The sequence below is a fragment of the Streptomyces ficellus genome, assembly GCF_009739905.1.
Lineage (GTDB): Bacteria > Actinomycetota > Actinomycetes > Streptomycetales > Streptomycetaceae > Streptomyces > Streptomyces ficellus_A.
This window is the reverse complement of record NZ_CP034279.1, coordinates 4,428,508-4,445,275: the sequence shown is the minus strand read 5'-3', so window position 1 is coordinate 4,445,275 and position 16,768 is coordinate 4,428,508. Positions and strand designations below refer to the sequence as shown.

The following is a 16,768-nucleotide window of genomic DNA, read 5'->3' as shown; positions in this document are numbered from 1 at the left end:
CGCCACGCATGGCACCGCGCCGCCCGGGCACCCGAGCGCCATGGCTATTGCGACGCTCTGCCTGACCGCGATCGACTGTCCCGAGCCGCGACGGCTCGCCGAGTTCTACGCCGCCGTCCTCGGCGGTGAGATCAAGGACGACCAGACCGACGACAGCACCTGGATCGACCTCCACCTCCCCGGTGGGCAGCGGCTGGCCTTCCAGAAGGCGCCCGACCTGCGTCCCCCCGAGTGGCCGCGGGCCGACCGGAACTCCCAGCAGCTCCACCTCGACCTGGACGTCGAGGACATGGACGCCGCCCACGAGCAGGTCCTGGCGCTGGGCGCGACACCGCTGGACACCGACGACGACGGGGGCAAGCGCGAGTTCCGCGTCTACGCCGACCCGGCGGGGCACCCGTTCTGCCTCTGCCGCGCCTAGCGCGTTACGCCGCGGGCTGCGCCGCGTCCGCCGCCTCGCGCACCACCCGTGCCGCGTTTCCCCAGGTCAGCCCGGCGATGTCGGCCTCGCACCAGTCCCGGTGCAGCAGTTCGGCGATCAGGTTCGGGTAGGAGGACGCGTCCTCCAGGCCGATGGTGTGCGGGGCGTCGTTCGTCATGCCGTACGAACCCGACAGCCCCACGCCCTCCGGCCCGGCCACCTCGCGGACGTGCTCGACGTGGTCGGCCACGTCCCACAGGGTCGCCGGCTGGTCGGCGCGGCGCGTGACCTGGTCAGGGGCGAAGCTCACCATGCAGACACCCCCGTTGGCGCGCAGCCGGCCCAGGATGTCGTCCGGGACGTTGGCGGAGTGCGGGGTCAGCGCCCCGGCCGCCGAGTGGGAGAGGATCACCGGCGCCTTCGATACCTCCAGCACCCGGTCCATGGTGGCCTCCGAGGCGCCCGAGAGATCCACGAGCACCCCGAGGCGGTTCATCTCGCGGACCGCCTCCTCGCCGAACGGCGTCAGGCCGTCGGGGCCCGACGCCCAGGCCGTACCGGCGATCAGGACGCTGCGGACGCCGAGCGCGTGGTAGGCCCGCAGGGTGCCCAGCGAGTCACCGAGGGCGGTGCCCGACACGGGCCCGAGGAGCGACGCGATACGGCCGCAGTCGCGGGCCTCGACCATGTCGGCGGCGGTCAGCGCCAGCCGCAGGGCCTCCGGGCAGGACGCGATGAGCGTACGGACCGCGTCTATTCGGTCCAGCGTCTCCTGCACGGCCATCGGGCCGGGCGGTACGCGCAGGGACCAGAACTGCGCGCCGACGCCACCGGCGCGGATGCGGGGGATGTCGGTGTCGAGGAGCGTCGACCCGTGCTGGAGGTCGTGCCAGTGCGTACGGTCCAGCTCCTGGGCGAGCGTGTTGTGACCGTCCACGACCAGCTGCGCGGCGAGCAGCACGCGGGCCCGCTCGATGTCGACCTCGGCCGGGGTGAGCGCCTCGGCGAGCCCGTCGGGCGGTTCGTCGACGTCACCGATCGCGGAGGGGTCTGCGTACGGGTGGTCCTGAAGGTCTGCCATGGGGGAGCTCCGCTCCGGGTGTCACGACGAGCCGTTGTTCGATACGGCAACGGTGGCACGGGCCGGTACGGGGGTCGCGGCGGCGTACTGCGTTCGGGTGAGCACGGTCGGTTGCGCCCGGTGGGTACGGTCGGGGCCCCTCCGGGCTCACCTCCTCGGGGTCGGCGGGGCACCCCCGTACTCTCGGCGCCGTTTCATGCCGCCGATCCCCTGCGGGGGCGACCCTGCACGGCCCCTCCGCGCCGCGGTCAATCGCAACCGGCCCGTGGACGGCGTACGCCCCGAGCGACCGCACCGGCAGTGAATCCGGCCGACAGCCGGGACACGACCCGGGCCGCGGCCGTGCAGGGTCGCCCCCGCAGGCGTTGGCGGCGCTGGTGCGGCTCCCTTACGTGCGACCCAAGGCCGCCGGCGCCGAGGAGGTGAGCCCGGAGGGGCCGCGGCCCACCACCCACCGGCAGGCGACCGACCCGCACCGCACCCGAGCGCGTCAGCCGTCCAGGGACGCGAGCGTCGCCGTGGAGGGCGCCCGGGACGACAGCGACCGGGACACGGCCTCCGCGTCGCGCAGGGTCCGGACCGCGTTCTGCCAGGTCAGCTTGGCCAGGTCCGTACGGGACCAGCCGCGGCGCAGGAGCTCCGCGATCAGGTTCGGGTAGCCCGACACGTCGTCCAGGCCCGCCGGGGTGAACGCCGTGCCGTCGAAGTCGCCGCCGATGCCGAGGTGGTCGACGCCGGCGACCTCACGCATGTGGTCGAGGTGGTCCGCGACCGTGGCGGCGGTGGCGACGGGGCGGGGGTGGGCCGCCTCGAACGCCGTGTGGACCTGCATCGCCTCGGGGGTGGTGTCCAGGTGGTGGAAGCCGTGCGCCCGCATGTTCTCGTCGGCCCGCCTGGTCCATTCGACGGCGGCGGGGAGGACGAACTTGGGGACGAACGTGACCATGGCGACGCCGCCGTTGCCGGGGAGGAGGGCGAGGACGTCGTCGGGGATGTTGCGGGGGTGGTCGCACACCGCCCGGGAGGAGGAGTGCGAGAACATCACCGGCGCCTCGGACGTGGCGAGGGCGTCCCGCATCGTGGTGTCGGCGACGTGCGAGAGGTCCACCAGCATGCCGAGCCGGTTCATCTCGCGTACGACCTCGCGGCCGAAGGCGGACAGGCCGCCGACGCCCGGGGCGTCGGTCGCGGAGTCGGCCCACGGGACGTTGTCGTTGTGGGTCAGGGTCATGTAGCGGACCCCGAGGGCGTACAGGGCGCGGAGGGTGGCGAGGGAGTTGTTGATGGAGTGGCCGCCCTCGGCGCCCTTCAGTGACGCGATCCGGCCCGAGGCCCGCGCCGCCTCCATGTCGTCGGCGGTCAGCGCGAGCGCCAGGTCCGCCGGGTGGCGGGCGAGGAGCCGGTCGACGCAGTCGATCTGCTCCAGGGTCGCGCTGACGGCGTCGTCGCCGGACATGCCGGTGCGTACGTACACCGACCAGAACTGGGCGCCGACCCCGCCGGCCCGCAGCCGGGGGATGTCGGTGTGGAGCCGGCCCGTCTGGTCGGCCGCGACGTCGAGGCGGTCCAGGTCATAGCCGGCGTGCTCCCGCAGCGCCCAGGGCAGGTCGTTGTGGCCGTCGACGACGGGATGCGCGGCGAGGAGCTCGCGCGCCTGCTCCACGTGCCCCGTCACCTGGCGAAGCCGAACGACGCCGAGCCCTCGACCTTCGCCCGCAGCCGCTTGCCCTTCTCGGTGGCCTGGTCGTTCAGCTCCTTCTGGAAGTCGGCCATGCGGGCGAGCAGGTCGGGGTCGGCGCTCGCGAGGATGCGCGCCGCGAGGAGGCCCGCGTTGCGCGCGCCGCCGACCGAGACGGTCGCGACCGGGACGCCGGCGGGCATCTGGACGATGGACAGGAGGGAGTCCATGCCGTCCAGGTACTTCAGCGGGACGGGCACGCCGATGACGGGCAGGGGCGTGACGGAGGCGAGCATGCCGGGCAGGTGCGCGGCGCCGCCGGCGCCCGCGATGATCGCCTTGAGGCCCCGGCCCGCGGCGTTCTCCCCGTAGGCGATCATCTCGTGCGGCATCCGGTGCGCGGAGACGACGTCGACCTCGTAGGGGATCTCGAACTCGTCGAGTGCGCCGGCCGCGGCCTCCATGACCGGCCAGTCGGAGTCGGAGCCCATGACGATGCCAATGAGGGGGCTGCTCATTCGGTGATCGTTCCTCGCAGGTAGTCGGCGGCGTGACGGGCGCGGTCCAGCACGTCGTCGAGGTCGTCGCCGTAGGTGTTGACGTGTCCCACCTTGCGGCCGGGCTTCACGTCCTTGCCGTACATGTGGATCTTGAGCTGGGGGTCGCGGGCCATGCAGTGCAGGTAGGCCCGGTACATGTCGGGGTAGTCACCGCCCAGCACGTTGCTCATGACGGTCCACCTGACGCGCGGCCGGGGGTCGCCGAGGGGCAGGTCGAGCACGGCCCGCACATGGTTGGCGAACTGCGAGGTGACCGCGCCGTCCTGGGTCCAGTGGCCCGAGTTGTGGGGGCGCATCGCGAGCTCGTTGACGAGGATGCGGCCGTCGCGGGTCTCGAACAGTTCGACGGCGAGGTGGCCGACGACGCCCAGTTCCTTGGCGATGCGGAGCGCCAGCTCCTGGGCCTGGCCGGCCAGGTCCGGCGACAGGTCGGGCGCCGGGGCGATGACCGTGTCGCAGACGCCGTCGACCTGGCGGGACTCGACGACGGGGTACGCCACGGCCTGGCCGTGGGGCGAGCGGACGATGTTCGCCGCCAGCTCGCGGACGAAGTCGACCTTCTCCTCCGCGAGGACCGGCACGCCCGCCAGGAACGGGTCGCGGGCCTCGTCCTCGGAGCGGACGAACCAGACGCCCTTGCCGTCGTACCCGCCGCGCACCGTCTTCAGGATGATCGGGAAGCCGCCGGTCTCCGCGGCGAAGGCCGCCGCGTCGGCGGGGTCGGCCACGATGCGGTGGCGGGGGGAGGGTGCGCCGATCTCGTCGAGCTTGGCGCGCATCACCCCCTTGTCCTGGGCGTGCACCAACGCGTCGGGCCCCGGCCGGACGGGGATGCCGTCCGCCTCCAGGGCCCTCAGGTGCTCGGTCGGCACGTGCTCGTGATCGAACGTGATCACGTCGCAGCCGCGTGCGAACTCACGCAGCGTGTCCAGGTCGCGATAGTCGCCGATGACGACGTCGCTCACCACCTGGGCCGCGGAGTCCTGTGGGGAGTCGCTGAGGAGCTTGAACTTGATGCCGAGGGGGATACCCGCCTCGTGGGTCATTCGGGCGAGCTGACCGCCGCCCACCATGCCTACTACCGGGAACGTCACCCTCTCAGGGTATCCGGCCCCGCGGGCGGGCCTTCCTCCGTCCCCGAGCGGGGCCACGGGCGGGTGGTTAGCATGGCTTGGTTGACCGAATCGACCGGACGGGGCTGAAAGATCACCATGAGTGAACGAGGCGCACTGCGGGTGCGGCTGGACCAGCTCGTCCGTGAGATGGCCAAATTCGGCGTCGTCGGCGGCCTCGGGCTGCTGGTCAACATGGCGGTCTTCAACCTGGTGCGGCACACCACGGAGCTCCCGGTCGTCCGGGCCAGCCTGCTCGCGACGGTCATCGCCATCGCGTTCAACTACGTCGGCTTCCGCTACTTCACGTACCGGGACCGCGACAAGAGCGGCCGGACGAGGGAGCTGACGCTGTTCCTGCTGTTCAGCCTGGTCGGGCTGGTCATCGAGAACGGCGTGCTGTACGCGGCGACGTACGGGATGGGCTGGGACAGCCCGCTGCAGAACAACTTCTTCAAGTTCTTCGGCATCGGGGTGGCCACCCTGTTCCGCTTCTGGTCGTACCGCACCTGGGTCTTCCGTACGCTTCCGGGCCCCGAGGCCGTGACGGCCGCCGAATCGTTCCTGGAGCAGCGGCGGCACGAGTCCGAGCGGGCCGGCGAGCCGGTCGCCCCGCGCTAGCGGACCGTCGGGGGCTCGTCGGCGGCCTCGTCCTTGCGGCCGCGCGCCTCGCGGCTGAGGAACAGCGCGAAGGTCGCCGGCTGCTGCTGGAGCAGCTCCAGCCGTCCGCCGTCCGCCTCGGCGAGGTCGCGGGCGACGGCCAGGCCGATCCCGGTGGAGTTGCGGCCGCTGATGGTCCGCTCGAAGATCCGCGCGCCGAGGTCCGGCGGTACGCCCGGGCCCTCGTCCGTCACCTCGACCACCGCCTGGTTGCCGGTGACGCGGGTGCGCAGGGCGACCGTGCCGCCCCCGTGCATCAGCGAGTTCTCGATCAGCGCGGCCAGCACCTGGGCGACCGCGCCCGGGGTGCCGACGGCCCGCATGCCGACCTTGCCCGACCGTACGATCGCCCGGCCCTCGCTGCGGTAGGCGGGCCGCCACTCCTCGATCTGCTGCTTGACGACCTGGTCGAGGTCGAAGGCGATCGCCGAGCCGGTGCGCGGGTCGCGCGAGTTGGTCAGGAGCCGCTGGACGACGTCGGTGAGTCGCTCGACCTGGGTGAGCGCGATGTGCGCCTCCTCCTTGACGGTCGCCGGGTCGTCGGTCTCGGAGATCTCCTCCAGCCGCATCGACAGCGCGGTCAGCGGCGTGCGCAGCTGGTGCGAGGCGTCGGCGGCCAGCCGCCGCTCGGCGGTCAGCATCCGGGCGATGCGCTCGGCGGAGGCGTCGAGGACGTCGGCGACCCGGTCCAGCTCCGGCACGCCGTACCTCTTGTGGCGGGGCCGGGGGTCGCCGGAGCCGAGCCGTTCGGCGGTCGAGGCGAGGTCGGTGAGCGGCGAGGCGAGGCGGTTCGCCTGGCGTACGGCGAGGAGGACCGCGGCGATCACGGCGAGCAGTGCGACGGCGCCGATGATCAGGAGGGTGCGGCCGACCTCGGCGGTGACGGTGGAGCGCGACTCCTCGACGGTCACCTTCTCGCCGCGCTTGCCGTCGGCGGTGCCCCGGATGACGCTGCCGTCGGGCCGTTCGCCGATCTCGATGGGGCCGCGGCCGGGGATCTCGATCAGGGCGTACCGCTTGGCGCCGCTCTGCTGGGCGAGGATGCCGGGGTTGACGGGTTCGCCGCCGACGAGCCGGCTCTCGACGATGCTGACGAGCCGGACGGCCTCGGAGTCCACGCTCTCCTGGGCGCTGCTGCTGATGGTGCGCGTCTCGACGATGACGAGGGAGACCCCGAAGACGGCGATGACGACGAGGACCACGGCGAGCGTGGAGTTGATCAGTCGGCGGCGCACGGTGCCTGCTCTCAGTGCCTGTCTCTGCGGTGCCGGTGTCGGCGGTGCCTAGCTCTTCTCGAAGCGGAAGCCGACGCCGCGCACAGTGGCGATGTAGCGGGGGTTCGCGGCGTCGTCGCCCAGCTTCTTGCGCAGCCAGGAGATGTGCATGTCGAGGGTCTTGGTGGACGACCACCAGGTGGTGTCCCACACCTCGCGCATCAGCTGGTCGCGGGTGACGACCCGGCCCGCGTCGCGGACGAGGACCCGCAGCAGGTCGAACTCCTTGGCGGTGAGCTGGAGCTCCTCGTCGCCCATCCAGGCGCGGTGGGACTCGACGTCGATGCGCACGCCGTGCGTGGAGGGCGCCGGGGCGGGCTCGCTGGCGCCGCGCCGCAGCAGCGCCCGGACGCGGGCGAGCAGCTCGGCGAGGCGGAACGGCTTGGTGACGTAGTCGTCGGCGCCCGCGTCCAGCCCGACAACGGTGTCGACCTCGTCGGCGCGGGCCGTCAGGACCAGGATCGGCACGGTGAGCCCGTCGGAGCGCAGCCGCCGGGCGACCTCCAGCCCGTCCATGCCCGGCAGCCCCAGGTCCAGTACGACCAGGTCGACGTGGCCCTGGAGCCCGGTGTCGAGCGCGCTGGGTCCGTCCTCCCGCACCTCGACCTCGTAACCCTCCCGCCGCAGGGCGCGGGCCAGCGGTTCCGAGATGGATGCGTCGTCCTCGGCGAGCAGTACACGGGTCATGGGGTGATGGTAGTCCGCCCCCGACCAGGCCGGTCGGCAGATCGCACGATGATCGTCATGACCTACGAGTGTGGGATGACATCCTGGTGAATACCTTGGAATCAGCGCTGTTGGTTCCAGCGACACCTGTGATCCATCTCTCAAGTCCTTCCATATGCCGCCCTGTCGTGTCGTATGGTGGCGAGACGCCTGATGCACTATCCGGGGACCTTTGGCCCACTTCGCGCCAAGGGTCTCTTTCTGCGTGGAGCCGGCCACGGCCGGCACCGCGACAGTGAACGACCTGTGGGCCGGGCCCCGTGGCGTGATGACATGTCCGGGGCGTGGATCCCGGTGCGGACTGTTCCCCCGCTCCGTACTCCGTACGGGCGGACCCCCCGTGGGCGTGGGGTGGTGGGGCGGAGCCCGTGCCGGTGCCGGCCGCCCCCCACCGGGCGCGTGACCGCTCACGAAGCGCAGCGCGTCCCGAGCGAGCAAGGATCGACCATGGCGTCCAGCCTGACGAGGAACTCGGCCAGTACCGCCGGCCCGGAGAAGACGTTCCTCGGCCACCCCCGCGGTCTGGCCAATCTCTTCATGACCGAGATGTGGGAGCGCTACAGCTTCTACGGCATGCGCGCGCTGCTCGTGCTCTACCTGTCGGCCTCGGTCGCCAAGGGTGGTCTCGGCTTCGACACGGCGACCGCCGTCGCCATCTATTCCGTCTACAACGCGATGGTCTACCTGCTCGCGCTGCCGGGCGGCTGGTTCGGCGACCGCGTGTGGGGCGCGCGGAAGACGGTGGCCATCTCCGGCACGATCATCATGATCGGCCACTTCCTGCTGGCCCTGCCGATGGAGATCTCCTTCTTCATCGGTCTGGCGTTCATCGCCGCCGGTTCCGGCCTGCTGAAGGCCAACATCTCCACGATGGTCGGCCACCTCTACCGGGACAAGAACGACCCGCGCCGGGACGGCGGCTTCACGATCTTCTACATGGGCATCAACCTCGGTGCCTTCGCCGCCCCGCTGTCGATCGGCCTGGTCGGCCAGAAGGTCAACTGGCACCTCGGTTTCGCCATGGCCGGTGTCGGCATGGCGCTGGGTCTCGCGTTCTTCCTGCTGGGCTTCCGCAACCTGGCGCCCGAGTCCAGCCAGGTGCCCGCCCCGCTGTCGGACACCGAGCGCGCCGGCCTCATCAAGAAGGTCCTCGTCTGGCTGGCCGTGGCGGCCGTCGCGTACGGCTTCGTCGGCTTCTCCGGCAAGCTGAGCATCGACTGGGTGCTGTGGCCGCTGACCATCCTCGGCCTGGTGCTCCCCGCCTGGTACCTGATCCGCATCAAGCGCGACAGCGACCTGGAGCCGGTCGAGCGGTCCCGGATGTCGGCGTACGTCTGGTTCTTCGTCGCCGCCGCCGTCTTCTGGGGCATCTACGACCAGACCGGCTCGACGCTGAGCCTGTTCGCGGAGCACAACACCGACCTGTCGCTGCTCGGCTGGGACTTCCCCGCCAGCTACTTCCAGTCGCTGAACCCGCTGTACGTGATGGCGCTGGCACCGGTCTTCGCCTGGCTGTGGGTGGCGCTGGCCCGCCGCGGCAAGGAGCCCAGCACGCTGGTCAAGTTCACCCAGGGCCTGGTCCTGGTCGGTGCGTCGTTCTTCGTGATGATGCTCGCCCAGGCCGCGTCCGCCGGCGGTGTGAAGGTCACCCCGCTGTGGCTGGCCGCCGTCTACCTCATCCAGACCGTCGGTGAGCTGACCCTCTCCCCGGTCGGCCTGTCCCTGACGACGAAGCTCGCCCCGCAGAAGTACGCGTCGCAGATGATGGGCGTCTGGTTCCTGGCCGTCACCGCCGGTGACTCGGTCATCGCGTTGCTCCAGCTGGTCGGCGCGCCGACCGACACCACCTGGTGGTTCGCCAGCCAGGGCGCCCTCGCGGTGATCGCCGGTGTCGCGATCTTCATGTACCGCCGCAAGGTGCAGCCGCTCATGGGTGGCGTGCACTGACGCGCGTACGACGCCGCTGAAGGGGCCGCCGCACCGGATCCGTCCGGGGCGGCGGCCCTTCGCCGTACCGTCAGCGCCTCAGCAGCCGCCGGGGCGTGAAGGTGAACACCGCGCCGCCCAGCAGGAGCGCCGTACCGGCGACCAGCGCGAGGGCGCGCAGGGCGCCGCCGTCCTCGGCACCGGTGTCGGCGAGCCCGCCGCCGGAACCGCCGCCGCCTGTGCCTCCTGTGCCGCCGGTGCCGGACCCGCCGGACGTGCTCCCGCCGGTGCCGGACCCGCCCGAGGCGCCGCCCGGCTGGGCGGAGGTGTCCAGCTCCAGGGAGACCTGGACGTTCGCGGGCGGGGTGCACGTCGTCGTCGTACCGAGCGCCTTGACCGTGAGGACGCCCGGGCTGAGCGTCGCCTTGCCGGTGGCGCCGGGCTTGTAGGTGCCGGTGAGGTCGGGGACCGCGATGGGGGCACCCGCCTTGATCGGCTCCTTGTTGGCGGGTCCCTCGACGTGGACGAAGCCCTGGTCCGCGCCGCCCAGCTTGACCTCCATGGACGGCTTGACCGAGTCGGCGGGGATGTCGGCCGGACTGTCCATCACCGACTTCGAGAACTTCACGGTGAGGTCGTAGCTCCCGCCACCGCGCTTGGCGTTGATCTTCACCGGTGACGTGGCGTTCTTGTCCCCGATGGGCGTCTTGCAGGCGTACGCGACGGAGACCTCCTTGCCTTCGAAGTCGGTCGGCCCGCCCCCGCCGCCGGTGCTGCCGCCCGTACCGCCGCCCGTGCTCCCGCCGGACGACGTCGTGCCACCGGTGGTCGTGCCGCCCGTCGTCGTGCCGCCCGCGGTGGTGCCCCCGCTCATGGTCGTCCCGCCCGAGTCCGTACCGCCCGACGTCGTACCGCCGCTCGTCGTTGTCCCGCCCGAGTCCGTACCGCCGCTCGTCGTCGTACCGCCCGACGTGCCGCCGCCGGCTTCCGTGACCTTGATCGTCGCGGAGGGCCGCACCGCTTCCTTCGGCGCGCACTTGGTGTCCGTGGACAGCGGCTTGGAGACGTTGATGGAGTACGCGCCCGGCGTCAGCGTGACCTCGCCCGCCGCCGTCAGCTTCAGCGTGCCCTTCATGTCCGGCAGCACCATCGGGCTGTTCTTGGGGATCGGCGGGTTCTGCCGCGGGCCCTCCATCGCCAGGTCGGCGGTCTGCGCGCCCGCGACCTTCAGCGTCCCGGTGGGTTTGACCGTGTCCTTGTCCAGGTCGAGGATGTCCGGGTTCTTGGACGCGGCCTCGACCGTCTTCCACACCACCTCCACCTCGTCGCCGACCTTCGCCTCGGCCGGCGCGGTGACCAGCACCTTCGTCGTGCCCTGCACCGGCGGCAGACCGGAAATGGGGGGCGGGACGCACTCGGTGCGGTACGACACCTCGGCCGCCTCGGCGGGTCCCGCGGCCAGCAGGATCCCCGCGCCGCCGAGCATCAGCGCGACACCGGCCGCGCTCATCCTCCGTTGCCTGCTCACGAATGTCCCTTCGTCGTGGGTCGGTTCTCTGACGGTGCGGAGTCCGGGGTGAACCAGGGCAGGCTCACCGGCTGGGCGGGAGGTCCGGCCGACGGCCCGGCGCGGCGGCGCCCGGCACGGTGGGACCGGCCCGGGGGCGACGGCCGTCCTTGGCTTCGGACGTGACCGTGGCGGCGGCGGCTCGTCCCGGGGCCGGGTGCGCGGCCGGGGCGTACGCGGTCCACGACCGCCATGCCGGCGCGGTACAGGGCCGCCGGGACGACCACGGCGAGCAGCGCCCAGAACAGCGTCACGCCCCAGGGCCGCCCCACCCGCCACGGCTGCTCGGCCAGCACCTTGCCGCCGTACTTCACCGAGACCTGGTAGTCGCCGTGCGCGCCCGCCGTCAGCTGGACCGGCAGCTCCACCAGCGCCCTGCGGCCCGGCTGGACGGTGCCGCGCCACTGCCGCTCCTCCCACTGCGGGGCGAACACGCCGTGGGCGGTGCCGACCTGGAAGACCGGGTCCTTGATGGGGGCCGTACCGAGGTTGCCGACGGTGAGGACGAGCCGGCGGCGGGCCGGGGCGCCGAACCACACGAGGACACCGCTCGACCCCTCGAGCCGGGTGGCCGCCAGCACGGCGAGCCTGCCGCCGCCGGTCGCCTCCGGCAGGGGCGCCACCGGGTGGCCGGTGATCCGCAGGGCGGCGTCGGCGGTGGCCGGGTCGCCGGTGACGGTGGCCACGTGGACGACGCACGGGCAGGGTTTCGGCGGGGCGGTGACCGGCAGACTCCTGGCGAACCGACCGGCCGCGTCGGTGGTGACGGCGCGCCCGTCGGCGTTGGCGCACGCGTTGGTGCCGCCCGCCATGTTCTGGCCGCACACCAGGAGCGTGAGCAGCGCCTTGGGGCGCCAGCCGGTTCCGGTGACGGTGATCACGGTGCCCCCGGCCGCCTCGGGGCGGGAGAGCGTGACGCCAGGGCGCCCGTCGGAGGCGTGGCCGCCCGGTGCGGCGAGCCCGGCGAACACGCACGCCAGCAGTGCGGCCACCACGGCCCACCGGTACGCCCCCGCCCGCGCCCTCACGTCTCCGACCCCCTCGCCCGGCGCCGCCGGGTCCACCACGTCACCGCGCCCGCCGCCACCGCCGCGGCCGGCACGGCCGGCGCCCACGGTGTGACGAACGTCCGCGTCGCCGCGGCCGCCCCTCGCGCGCCCTCCCCGGCCGTGGCGTCCAGCCGGACGGTGACCCGGTCCAGGGCCGGGCGTTCGGGGCCGGGCCACGGTTCGGTGAGTTCGGCCCGCCGCCCGGGCCGCAGTTCCAGCCGCAGCGGGCGTTCGGCGCGGCGCAGCACCTCGCCGAAGAGGCCCTCGGCCCGGACCGCGAGGCGCGGGGCGAGGACGGTGTTGCCGCGGTTGACCAGCGCGTAGCGGATGCTGTCGCCCGTGACGCGGACGTCCTCGACGGTGAGCGCCGCGAGTCGCGGGCCGCCGACCCGCAGCCGTACCGGCACGGTCACGCCGTCCCCGGCGCGCAGGGTGCCCGTGCGGTCGCCGGGCGGGGCGTCGGGCGGGACCGTGACGGAGAACGGCACGTCGGCGCGGGTGCGGGGCGGCACGGTCACCGGGTTTGCGGCGAAGGTGACCCATGGCGCGGTGGCGCGCAGCCGCAGCGTGAGCGGCGCCTTGCCGGGGTTGGTGAGCGTCAGGGTGTCTTCCAGGACGGTGCCGGGCGGGCCCTCCAGGTAGAGGTACGGCCGGCCCCCGGCCGTGACGGGCCCGGGGGCGGGTGAGGCGGAGGCGGAGGCGGAGGTGGTGGGTACGGCGGAGGCGGCGGGTGCCGTCAGGCCGGCGCACACCGGGGCGGCGAGTACGGCGGCCACGACGCCGGCGCGCACGCGGTCACGCCCGGCGGGCCCGGCGGGTCAGCCACAGCGCCCCGGCCGTGCCCGTGAGCAGTACGGTGCCGCCGAGCGTGCCGAGCGCCACGGCCGAGTCGAGTGGGCCGGTCCTGGGCAGTTCGTCGTCGCCCGTGCCTGTGCCCGTGCCCGTTCCTGTGCCCGTACCGGTGCCGGTGCCTGTGCCGGAACCGGTGGCCGTGACGTCCAGTTCCAGTGACGGCTTCGGGTTGTTCTTGGGCGTGCACGTCGTCGTCGTACCGAGCGCCTTGATGGTCAGGACCCCGGCCGTGAAGGTGACCTTGCCGCTCTTGCGGGGCTTGTAGGTCCCCGTCAAGTCGCTGATCTTGATGGGGGTGTTGGCGGGGATGGCCTGGGTGTTGGCCGGTCCGGTCACGGTCAGCGTCCCGCCGTCCGCGCCACCGACCTTGATCACCGCGCTCGGGTTCATGGCGCCCTTGCCCAGCTCGACCGGGCTGGAGGAGACGCCCTTGCGGAACGTCATCGTCAGCCGGTAGCCGCTGCCGCTCCTGACGCTCGTGATGTCGATCGGCGACACGGCACCCTTGGGCCCGATCGGCGTTCGGCACGCGTAGTCGACGTCCACGACGGTGGCGTGGGCGGCGGGGGCCGCCATCAGCACCACCCCGCCCGCGACTGCCGCCGCCAGCGCCGGAGTTGTCCGCTTCCGGTACGACACCTCGCATCACCCCAATGTCTGACGGCTCATCAGATCGGTGCACAAGGTACGCCCGGGACCTTGGGGAGGGAAGACAAAGAGCACGGCATATCGCCGTGCTCCACCACCGCTCAGGGACGCCCGCCGGTCAGGCGGGTGCCGCCAGTTCCGCCCAGACCGTCTTGCCGGGCATGCCGTCCGAGCGGACGACCCCCCAGTCCAGACAGAGGCGCTGCACGATGAACATGCCGTGCCCGCCCGGCCGGCCGGCCTGGTGCGGATTGCGCGGCGCGGGCTGACCGGCGCCGCGGTCCTCGACCTCGAGCCGCAGCACCTTGGAGTCGAGGGAGACGCGCAGCTCCTCCGGACCCTCGGCGTGCAGGCACGCGTTGGTGACGAGTTCGGAGACCACGAGCAGGACGTCCTCCGCGGCGGCCCGCCGGTCGGCGGTGGCCGCGGGGAGCCAGCCCCAGTCGTAGAGCGCTTGCCTCGTGAAGTCCCGGGCGAGCGGAACGATCCCGCTGGCACTGCCCAGCGAGAGCTGCCGCGTCCGGCGCCCCGCGGGCGTCGCCCCGGGACTCGCCCCGGACGGCGCACCTGACATGTCGGACCTCACCTCCGGCGCGGTGGACGTGGTGGAGGCAGCCGGAGCGGAGGCACCGACACCGAGACCGGAGCCCTCCGGCTGGGGGCCGAGATCGCTCGGCGGTTGCTGCTGGGTCGTACCCATCAGCGCTTCACCTCACCGATTCACCAAGTCGCCATTACGTCGTCACAGGGCAGCCACCAGGCCGTCACAGAGAGTGTGGAGCCCCTCCGTACAGTTGCCGCGGGATTCTTCTGCCCGGCCGATCCGGGACAACACCCGCTTTGTCGCGTCAGTCGGCGAGTGCCGCTTCCAGCGAGTCGTGGACGGTGAAGACCGCCTCCGCGCCGGTGATCTCGAACACCCTGGCCACCACGGGCTGCATCCCCGCCAAGTGCACCCCGCCGCCCGAGGCCTCCGCCTTCAGGCGCGCCCCGAGCAGCACGTTGAGCCCGGTGGAGTCGCAGAACGCGAGCTGCGAGCAGTCGATCACCAAGCGTGTGCGCCCTTGTTCGAGCGCAGCGTCCAGCGGCTCGCGCAGCAGCTCGGCGGTGTGGTGATCGAGCTCACCCGCCGGAGTGAGGACCTCGCTGCGGCCCTCCGTCCGGACCCCGACCTTGAGCCGGCCCTGATTCGCGCTGCCGACCGTCCCGCGGTCCATGCCGCCCCTCTTCGCCGATGCCGTTGAGTCGGTAGAACCCTACGCCTTCTGAACGGCGGTCGGTAGTCAGGACTTAACCACAAGCCGGGCATATGGGACAATTGACACTTGCAACGATCCGTGCGAAGCGGGTAGGGCTAGTAGGGACACAACCAACACGGCCGGCTTTGGAGGCGCCGCACACCGCAGCCACATTCTTTGGGCACCGGCGGCCATATGCCGAGAACGATGGAGGAGACCATGTCACCCCGGCTCGACGAAACGCGTACCCAGGACGCGCCGTCGGCAACTCCGCCCCACCAGATCGACGCCGAGCAGTTCGAGACCGACGCTCTCGGTCTGCCCGACATCCCCCGGTACGACGAAGTCGAACCGCTCGACGCGAGGGCCCTGTCGAAGACGCTCTTCGCACGCCTCGAGACCCTCGAGGAAGGGACGCACGAGCGTGCGTACGTCCGCAACACGCTCGTCGAACTCAACCTCGCCCTCGTCAAGTTCGCCGCCTCCCGGTTCCGCTCCCGCAGTGAGCCGATGGAGGACATCATCCAGGTCGGCACCATCGGTCTCATCAAGGCCATCGACCGCTTCGAACTCAGCCGAGGGGTCGAGTTCCCCACCTTCGCGATGCCAACCATCGTCGGAGAGATCAAACGCTTCTTCCGCGACACCTCCTGGTCCGTGCGCGTCCCGCGCCGGCTCCAGGAACTCCGCCTCGACCTCGCGAAGGCCGGGGACGAACTGGCCCAGCAGCTCGACCGCTCGCCCACCGTGGCGGAGCTGGCCGACAAGCTCGGGATCACCAAGGAGGAGGTCGTCGAGGGCATGGCGGCGAGCAACGCCTACACGGCCAGCTCGCTCGACGCCCAGCCCGAGGACGACGACACCGAGGGCGCGCTCGCGGACCGCATCGGCTACGAGGACCACGGGCTGGAGGGCATCGAGTACATCGAGTCCCTCAAGCCGCTGATCGCCTCGCTCCCGGCCCGCGACCGGAAGATCCTCTCCCTGCGCTTCGTCGCCGGACTCACGCAGTCGGAGATCGGCGAGGAGCTCAACATCTCGCAGATGCACGTCTCCCGTCTGCTCTCCCGCACGCTGGGCAAACTCCGCAAGGGTCTCACCCTCGACGAGTGACCGTCGTGCAGCCGCCTCCGCCGGCCTGCGGAAGGGCCCGCCCCGCCGAGGGACGGGCCCTTCCGCGTTCCTCCCGCGTTCCTCCCGCGTTCCTCCCGCGCGCTTCACGACGGCGGGGCCGGGCTCACGTACCGGACAGGGCGGCGGTGACGGCGGCCTCGGCGTGCAGCCGGGTGGTGGGGAACACCGGCACGGGGCTGTGCTCCTGCCCGATCAGCAGCTCGATCTCGGTGCACCCGAGGACGACGCCCTCCGCGCCGTCGGCCACCAGCTGGTCGATGACCCTCCGGTACGCGGCGCGGGAGCCGTCCTCGACGACGCCGAGGCACAGCTCCTCGTAGATGATCCGGTGCACCTCGGCCCGCTCCCGGGCCTCGGGGATCAGGACCGTGAGCCCGTGCTCGGCCAGCCGGTCGCGGTAGAACGTCTGCTCCATGGTGAACGCGGTCCCCAGCAGCCCGACGGTCTTCAGCCCCGCCGCGCGCACCGCCTCGGCGGTGGCGTCCCCGAGGTGCAGCAGCGGCACGGGCACGGCGTCCCGCACCTGCCCGGCCACCTTGTGCATGGTGTTCGTACAGATCAGCAGCAGGTCCGCCCCGGCCGCGGCCAGCCCCCGCGCGGCCTCGGCGAGCACCTCCCCCGCCTGCTCCCACTCGCCCGACACCTGGAGCCGCTCGATCTCGGCGAAGTCGACGGAGTGCAGGATGCAGCGGGCGGAGTGCAGCCCGCCGAGGCGCTCGCGCACGAGCTGGTTGAGCAGCCGGTAGTACTCGGCGCTGGATTCCCAGCTCATGCCGCCGATCAGTCCGATGGTCTTCATCGGGCCAGGTTGCCACGGCGGTGTCGTCCTCCGTCCCGCTGCC

At 72.3% G+C, this 16,768-nt stretch carries 17 protein-coding genes; 4 read left to right on the top strand and 13 right to left on the bottom strand.

The annotated features are described in order from the left end of the window. Positions 1-40: 40 nt before the first annotated feature. Complete coding sequence (locus EIZ62_RS19930; RefSeq protein WP_156694005.1) at positions 41-421, top strand: VOC family protein; 381 nt, start codon at positions 41-43, stop codon at positions 419-421. A 4-nt stretch (positions 422-425) separates the two neighbouring features. On the opposite strand, the gene EIZ62_RS19925 is transcribed toward EIZ62_RS19930, so the two are convergent. From EIZ62_RS19925 to EIZ62_RS19910, 4 genes are all read right to left on the bottom strand, one after another. Further along, the gene (locus EIZ62_RS19925) at positions 426-1,502 is read right to left on the bottom strand and encodes a dipeptidase (RefSeq protein WP_156694004.1); all 1,077 of its coding nucleotides are present in this window, start codon (positions 1,500-1,502) and stop codon (positions 426-428) included. A gap of 490 nt (positions 1,503-1,992) precedes the next feature. Next, positions 1,993-3,165, bottom strand: a complete 1,173-nt coding sequence (locus EIZ62_RS19920; RefSeq protein ID WP_244375830.1) for a dipeptidase — start codon at positions 3,163-3,165, stop codon at positions 1,993-1,995. 8 nt (positions 3,166-3,173) lie between these two features. Further along, positions 3,174-3,698, bottom strand: a complete 525-nt coding sequence (gene purE / locus EIZ62_RS19915) for a 5-(carboxyamino)imidazole ribonucleotide mutase (RefSeq protein ID WP_156694002.1) — start codon at positions 3,696-3,698, stop codon at positions 3,174-3,176. Beyond that, a complete protein-coding gene (locus EIZ62_RS19910; protein ID WP_244376243.1) occupies positions 3,695-4,813 on the bottom strand; it encodes a 5-(carboxyamino)imidazole ribonucleotide synthase in 1,119 nt (372 codons plus the stop codon). The genes purE and EIZ62_RS19910 overlap by 4 nt, the downstream gene beginning before the upstream one ends. 138 nt (positions 4,814-4,951) lie before the next feature. Between EIZ62_RS19910 and EIZ62_RS19905 the strand changes: the two genes are divergently transcribed. Beyond that, positions 4,952-5,473, top strand: coding sequence for a GtrA family protein (locus EIZ62_RS19905; protein WP_156694000.1), 522 nt, complete (start codon positions 4,952-4,954; stop codon positions 5,471-5,473). Here the strand turns inward: EIZ62_RS19905 and EIZ62_RS19900 are convergent. Together EIZ62_RS19900 and EIZ62_RS19895 are read right to left on the bottom strand one after the other, a co-directional pair. Further along, complete coding sequence (locus tag EIZ62_RS19900; protein ID WP_156693999.1) at positions 5,470-6,747, bottom strand: ATP-binding protein; 1,278 nt, start codon at positions 6,745-6,747, stop codon at positions 5,470-5,472. The two genes, EIZ62_RS19905 and EIZ62_RS19900, sit on opposite strands and share 4 nt — an antisense overlap. Before the next feature lie 48 nt (positions 6,748-6,795). Next, positions 6,796-7,473, bottom strand: coding sequence for a response regulator transcription factor (locus EIZ62_RS19895; protein WP_156693998.1), 678 nt, complete (start codon positions 7,471-7,473; stop codon positions 6,796-6,798). Between the two features lie 486 nt (positions 7,474-7,959). On the opposite strand from EIZ62_RS19895, the gene EIZ62_RS19890 reads away from it, so the two are divergent. Then, on the top strand, positions 7,960-9,459 hold the full coding sequence (locus tag EIZ62_RS19890) for a peptide MFS transporter (RefSeq protein ID WP_156693997.1): 1,500 nt from the start codon (positions 7,960-7,962) through the stop codon (positions 9,457-9,459). A gap of 70 nt (positions 9,460-9,529) precedes the next feature. On the opposite strand, the gene EIZ62_RS19885 is transcribed toward EIZ62_RS19890, so the two are convergent. The 6 genes from EIZ62_RS19885 to EIZ62_RS19865 all read right to left on the bottom strand — a co-directional run bounded on the left by EIZ62_RS19885 (position 9,530) and on the right by EIZ62_RS19865 (position 14,771). Further along, a complete protein-coding gene (locus EIZ62_RS19885) occupies positions 9,530-10,948 on the bottom strand; it encodes a hypothetical protein (RefSeq protein ID WP_156696503.1) in 1,419 nt (472 codons plus the stop codon). 14 nt (positions 10,949-10,962) lie between these two features. Continuing rightward, on the bottom strand, positions 10,963-12,033 hold the full coding sequence (locus tag EIZ62_RS19880; RefSeq protein ID WP_244375828.1) for a neocarzinostatin apoprotein domain-containing protein: 1,071 nt from the start codon (positions 12,031-12,033) through the stop codon (positions 10,963-10,965). Beyond that, positions 12,030-12,845, bottom strand: a complete 816-nt coding sequence (locus EIZ62_RS32505; RefSeq protein ID WP_244375826.1) for a COG1470 family protein — start codon at positions 12,843-12,845, stop codon at positions 12,030-12,032. The genes EIZ62_RS19880 and EIZ62_RS32505 overlap by 4 nt, the downstream gene beginning before the upstream one ends. Before the next feature lie 4 nt (positions 12,846-12,849). Then, positions 12,850-13,545: a peptidase gene (locus tag EIZ62_RS19875; protein ID WP_156693995.1), complete on the bottom strand. Its 696-nt coding sequence runs from the start codon at positions 13,543-13,545 to the stop codon at positions 12,850-12,852. A gap of 127 nt (positions 13,546-13,672) precedes the next feature. Continuing rightward, entirely contained in the window at positions 13,673-14,254 is a 582-nt protein-coding gene (locus EIZ62_RS19870; protein WP_156693994.1) for an ATP-binding protein, read from the bottom strand. A 148-nt stretch (positions 14,255-14,402) separates the two neighbouring features. Further along, complete coding sequence (locus tag EIZ62_RS19865; RefSeq protein WP_156693993.1) at positions 14,403-14,771, bottom strand: STAS domain-containing protein; 369 nt, start codon at positions 14,769-14,771, stop codon at positions 14,403-14,405. Positions 14,772-15,011: 240 nt separating this feature from the next. On the opposite strand from EIZ62_RS19865, the gene EIZ62_RS19860 reads away from it, so the two are divergent. Further along, positions 15,012-15,905, top strand: a complete 894-nt coding sequence (locus EIZ62_RS19860; protein WP_156693992.1) for an RNA polymerase sigma factor SigF — start codon at positions 15,012-15,014, stop codon at positions 15,903-15,905. 124 nt (positions 15,906-16,029) lie between these two features. On the opposite strand, the gene EIZ62_RS19855 is transcribed toward EIZ62_RS19860, so the two are convergent. Next, positions 16,030-16,725: an aspartate/glutamate racemase family protein gene (locus tag EIZ62_RS19855; RefSeq protein WP_156693991.1), complete on the bottom strand. Its 696-nt coding sequence runs from the start codon at positions 16,723-16,725 to the stop codon at positions 16,030-16,032. Positions 16,726-16,768: the final 43 nt, after the last annotated feature.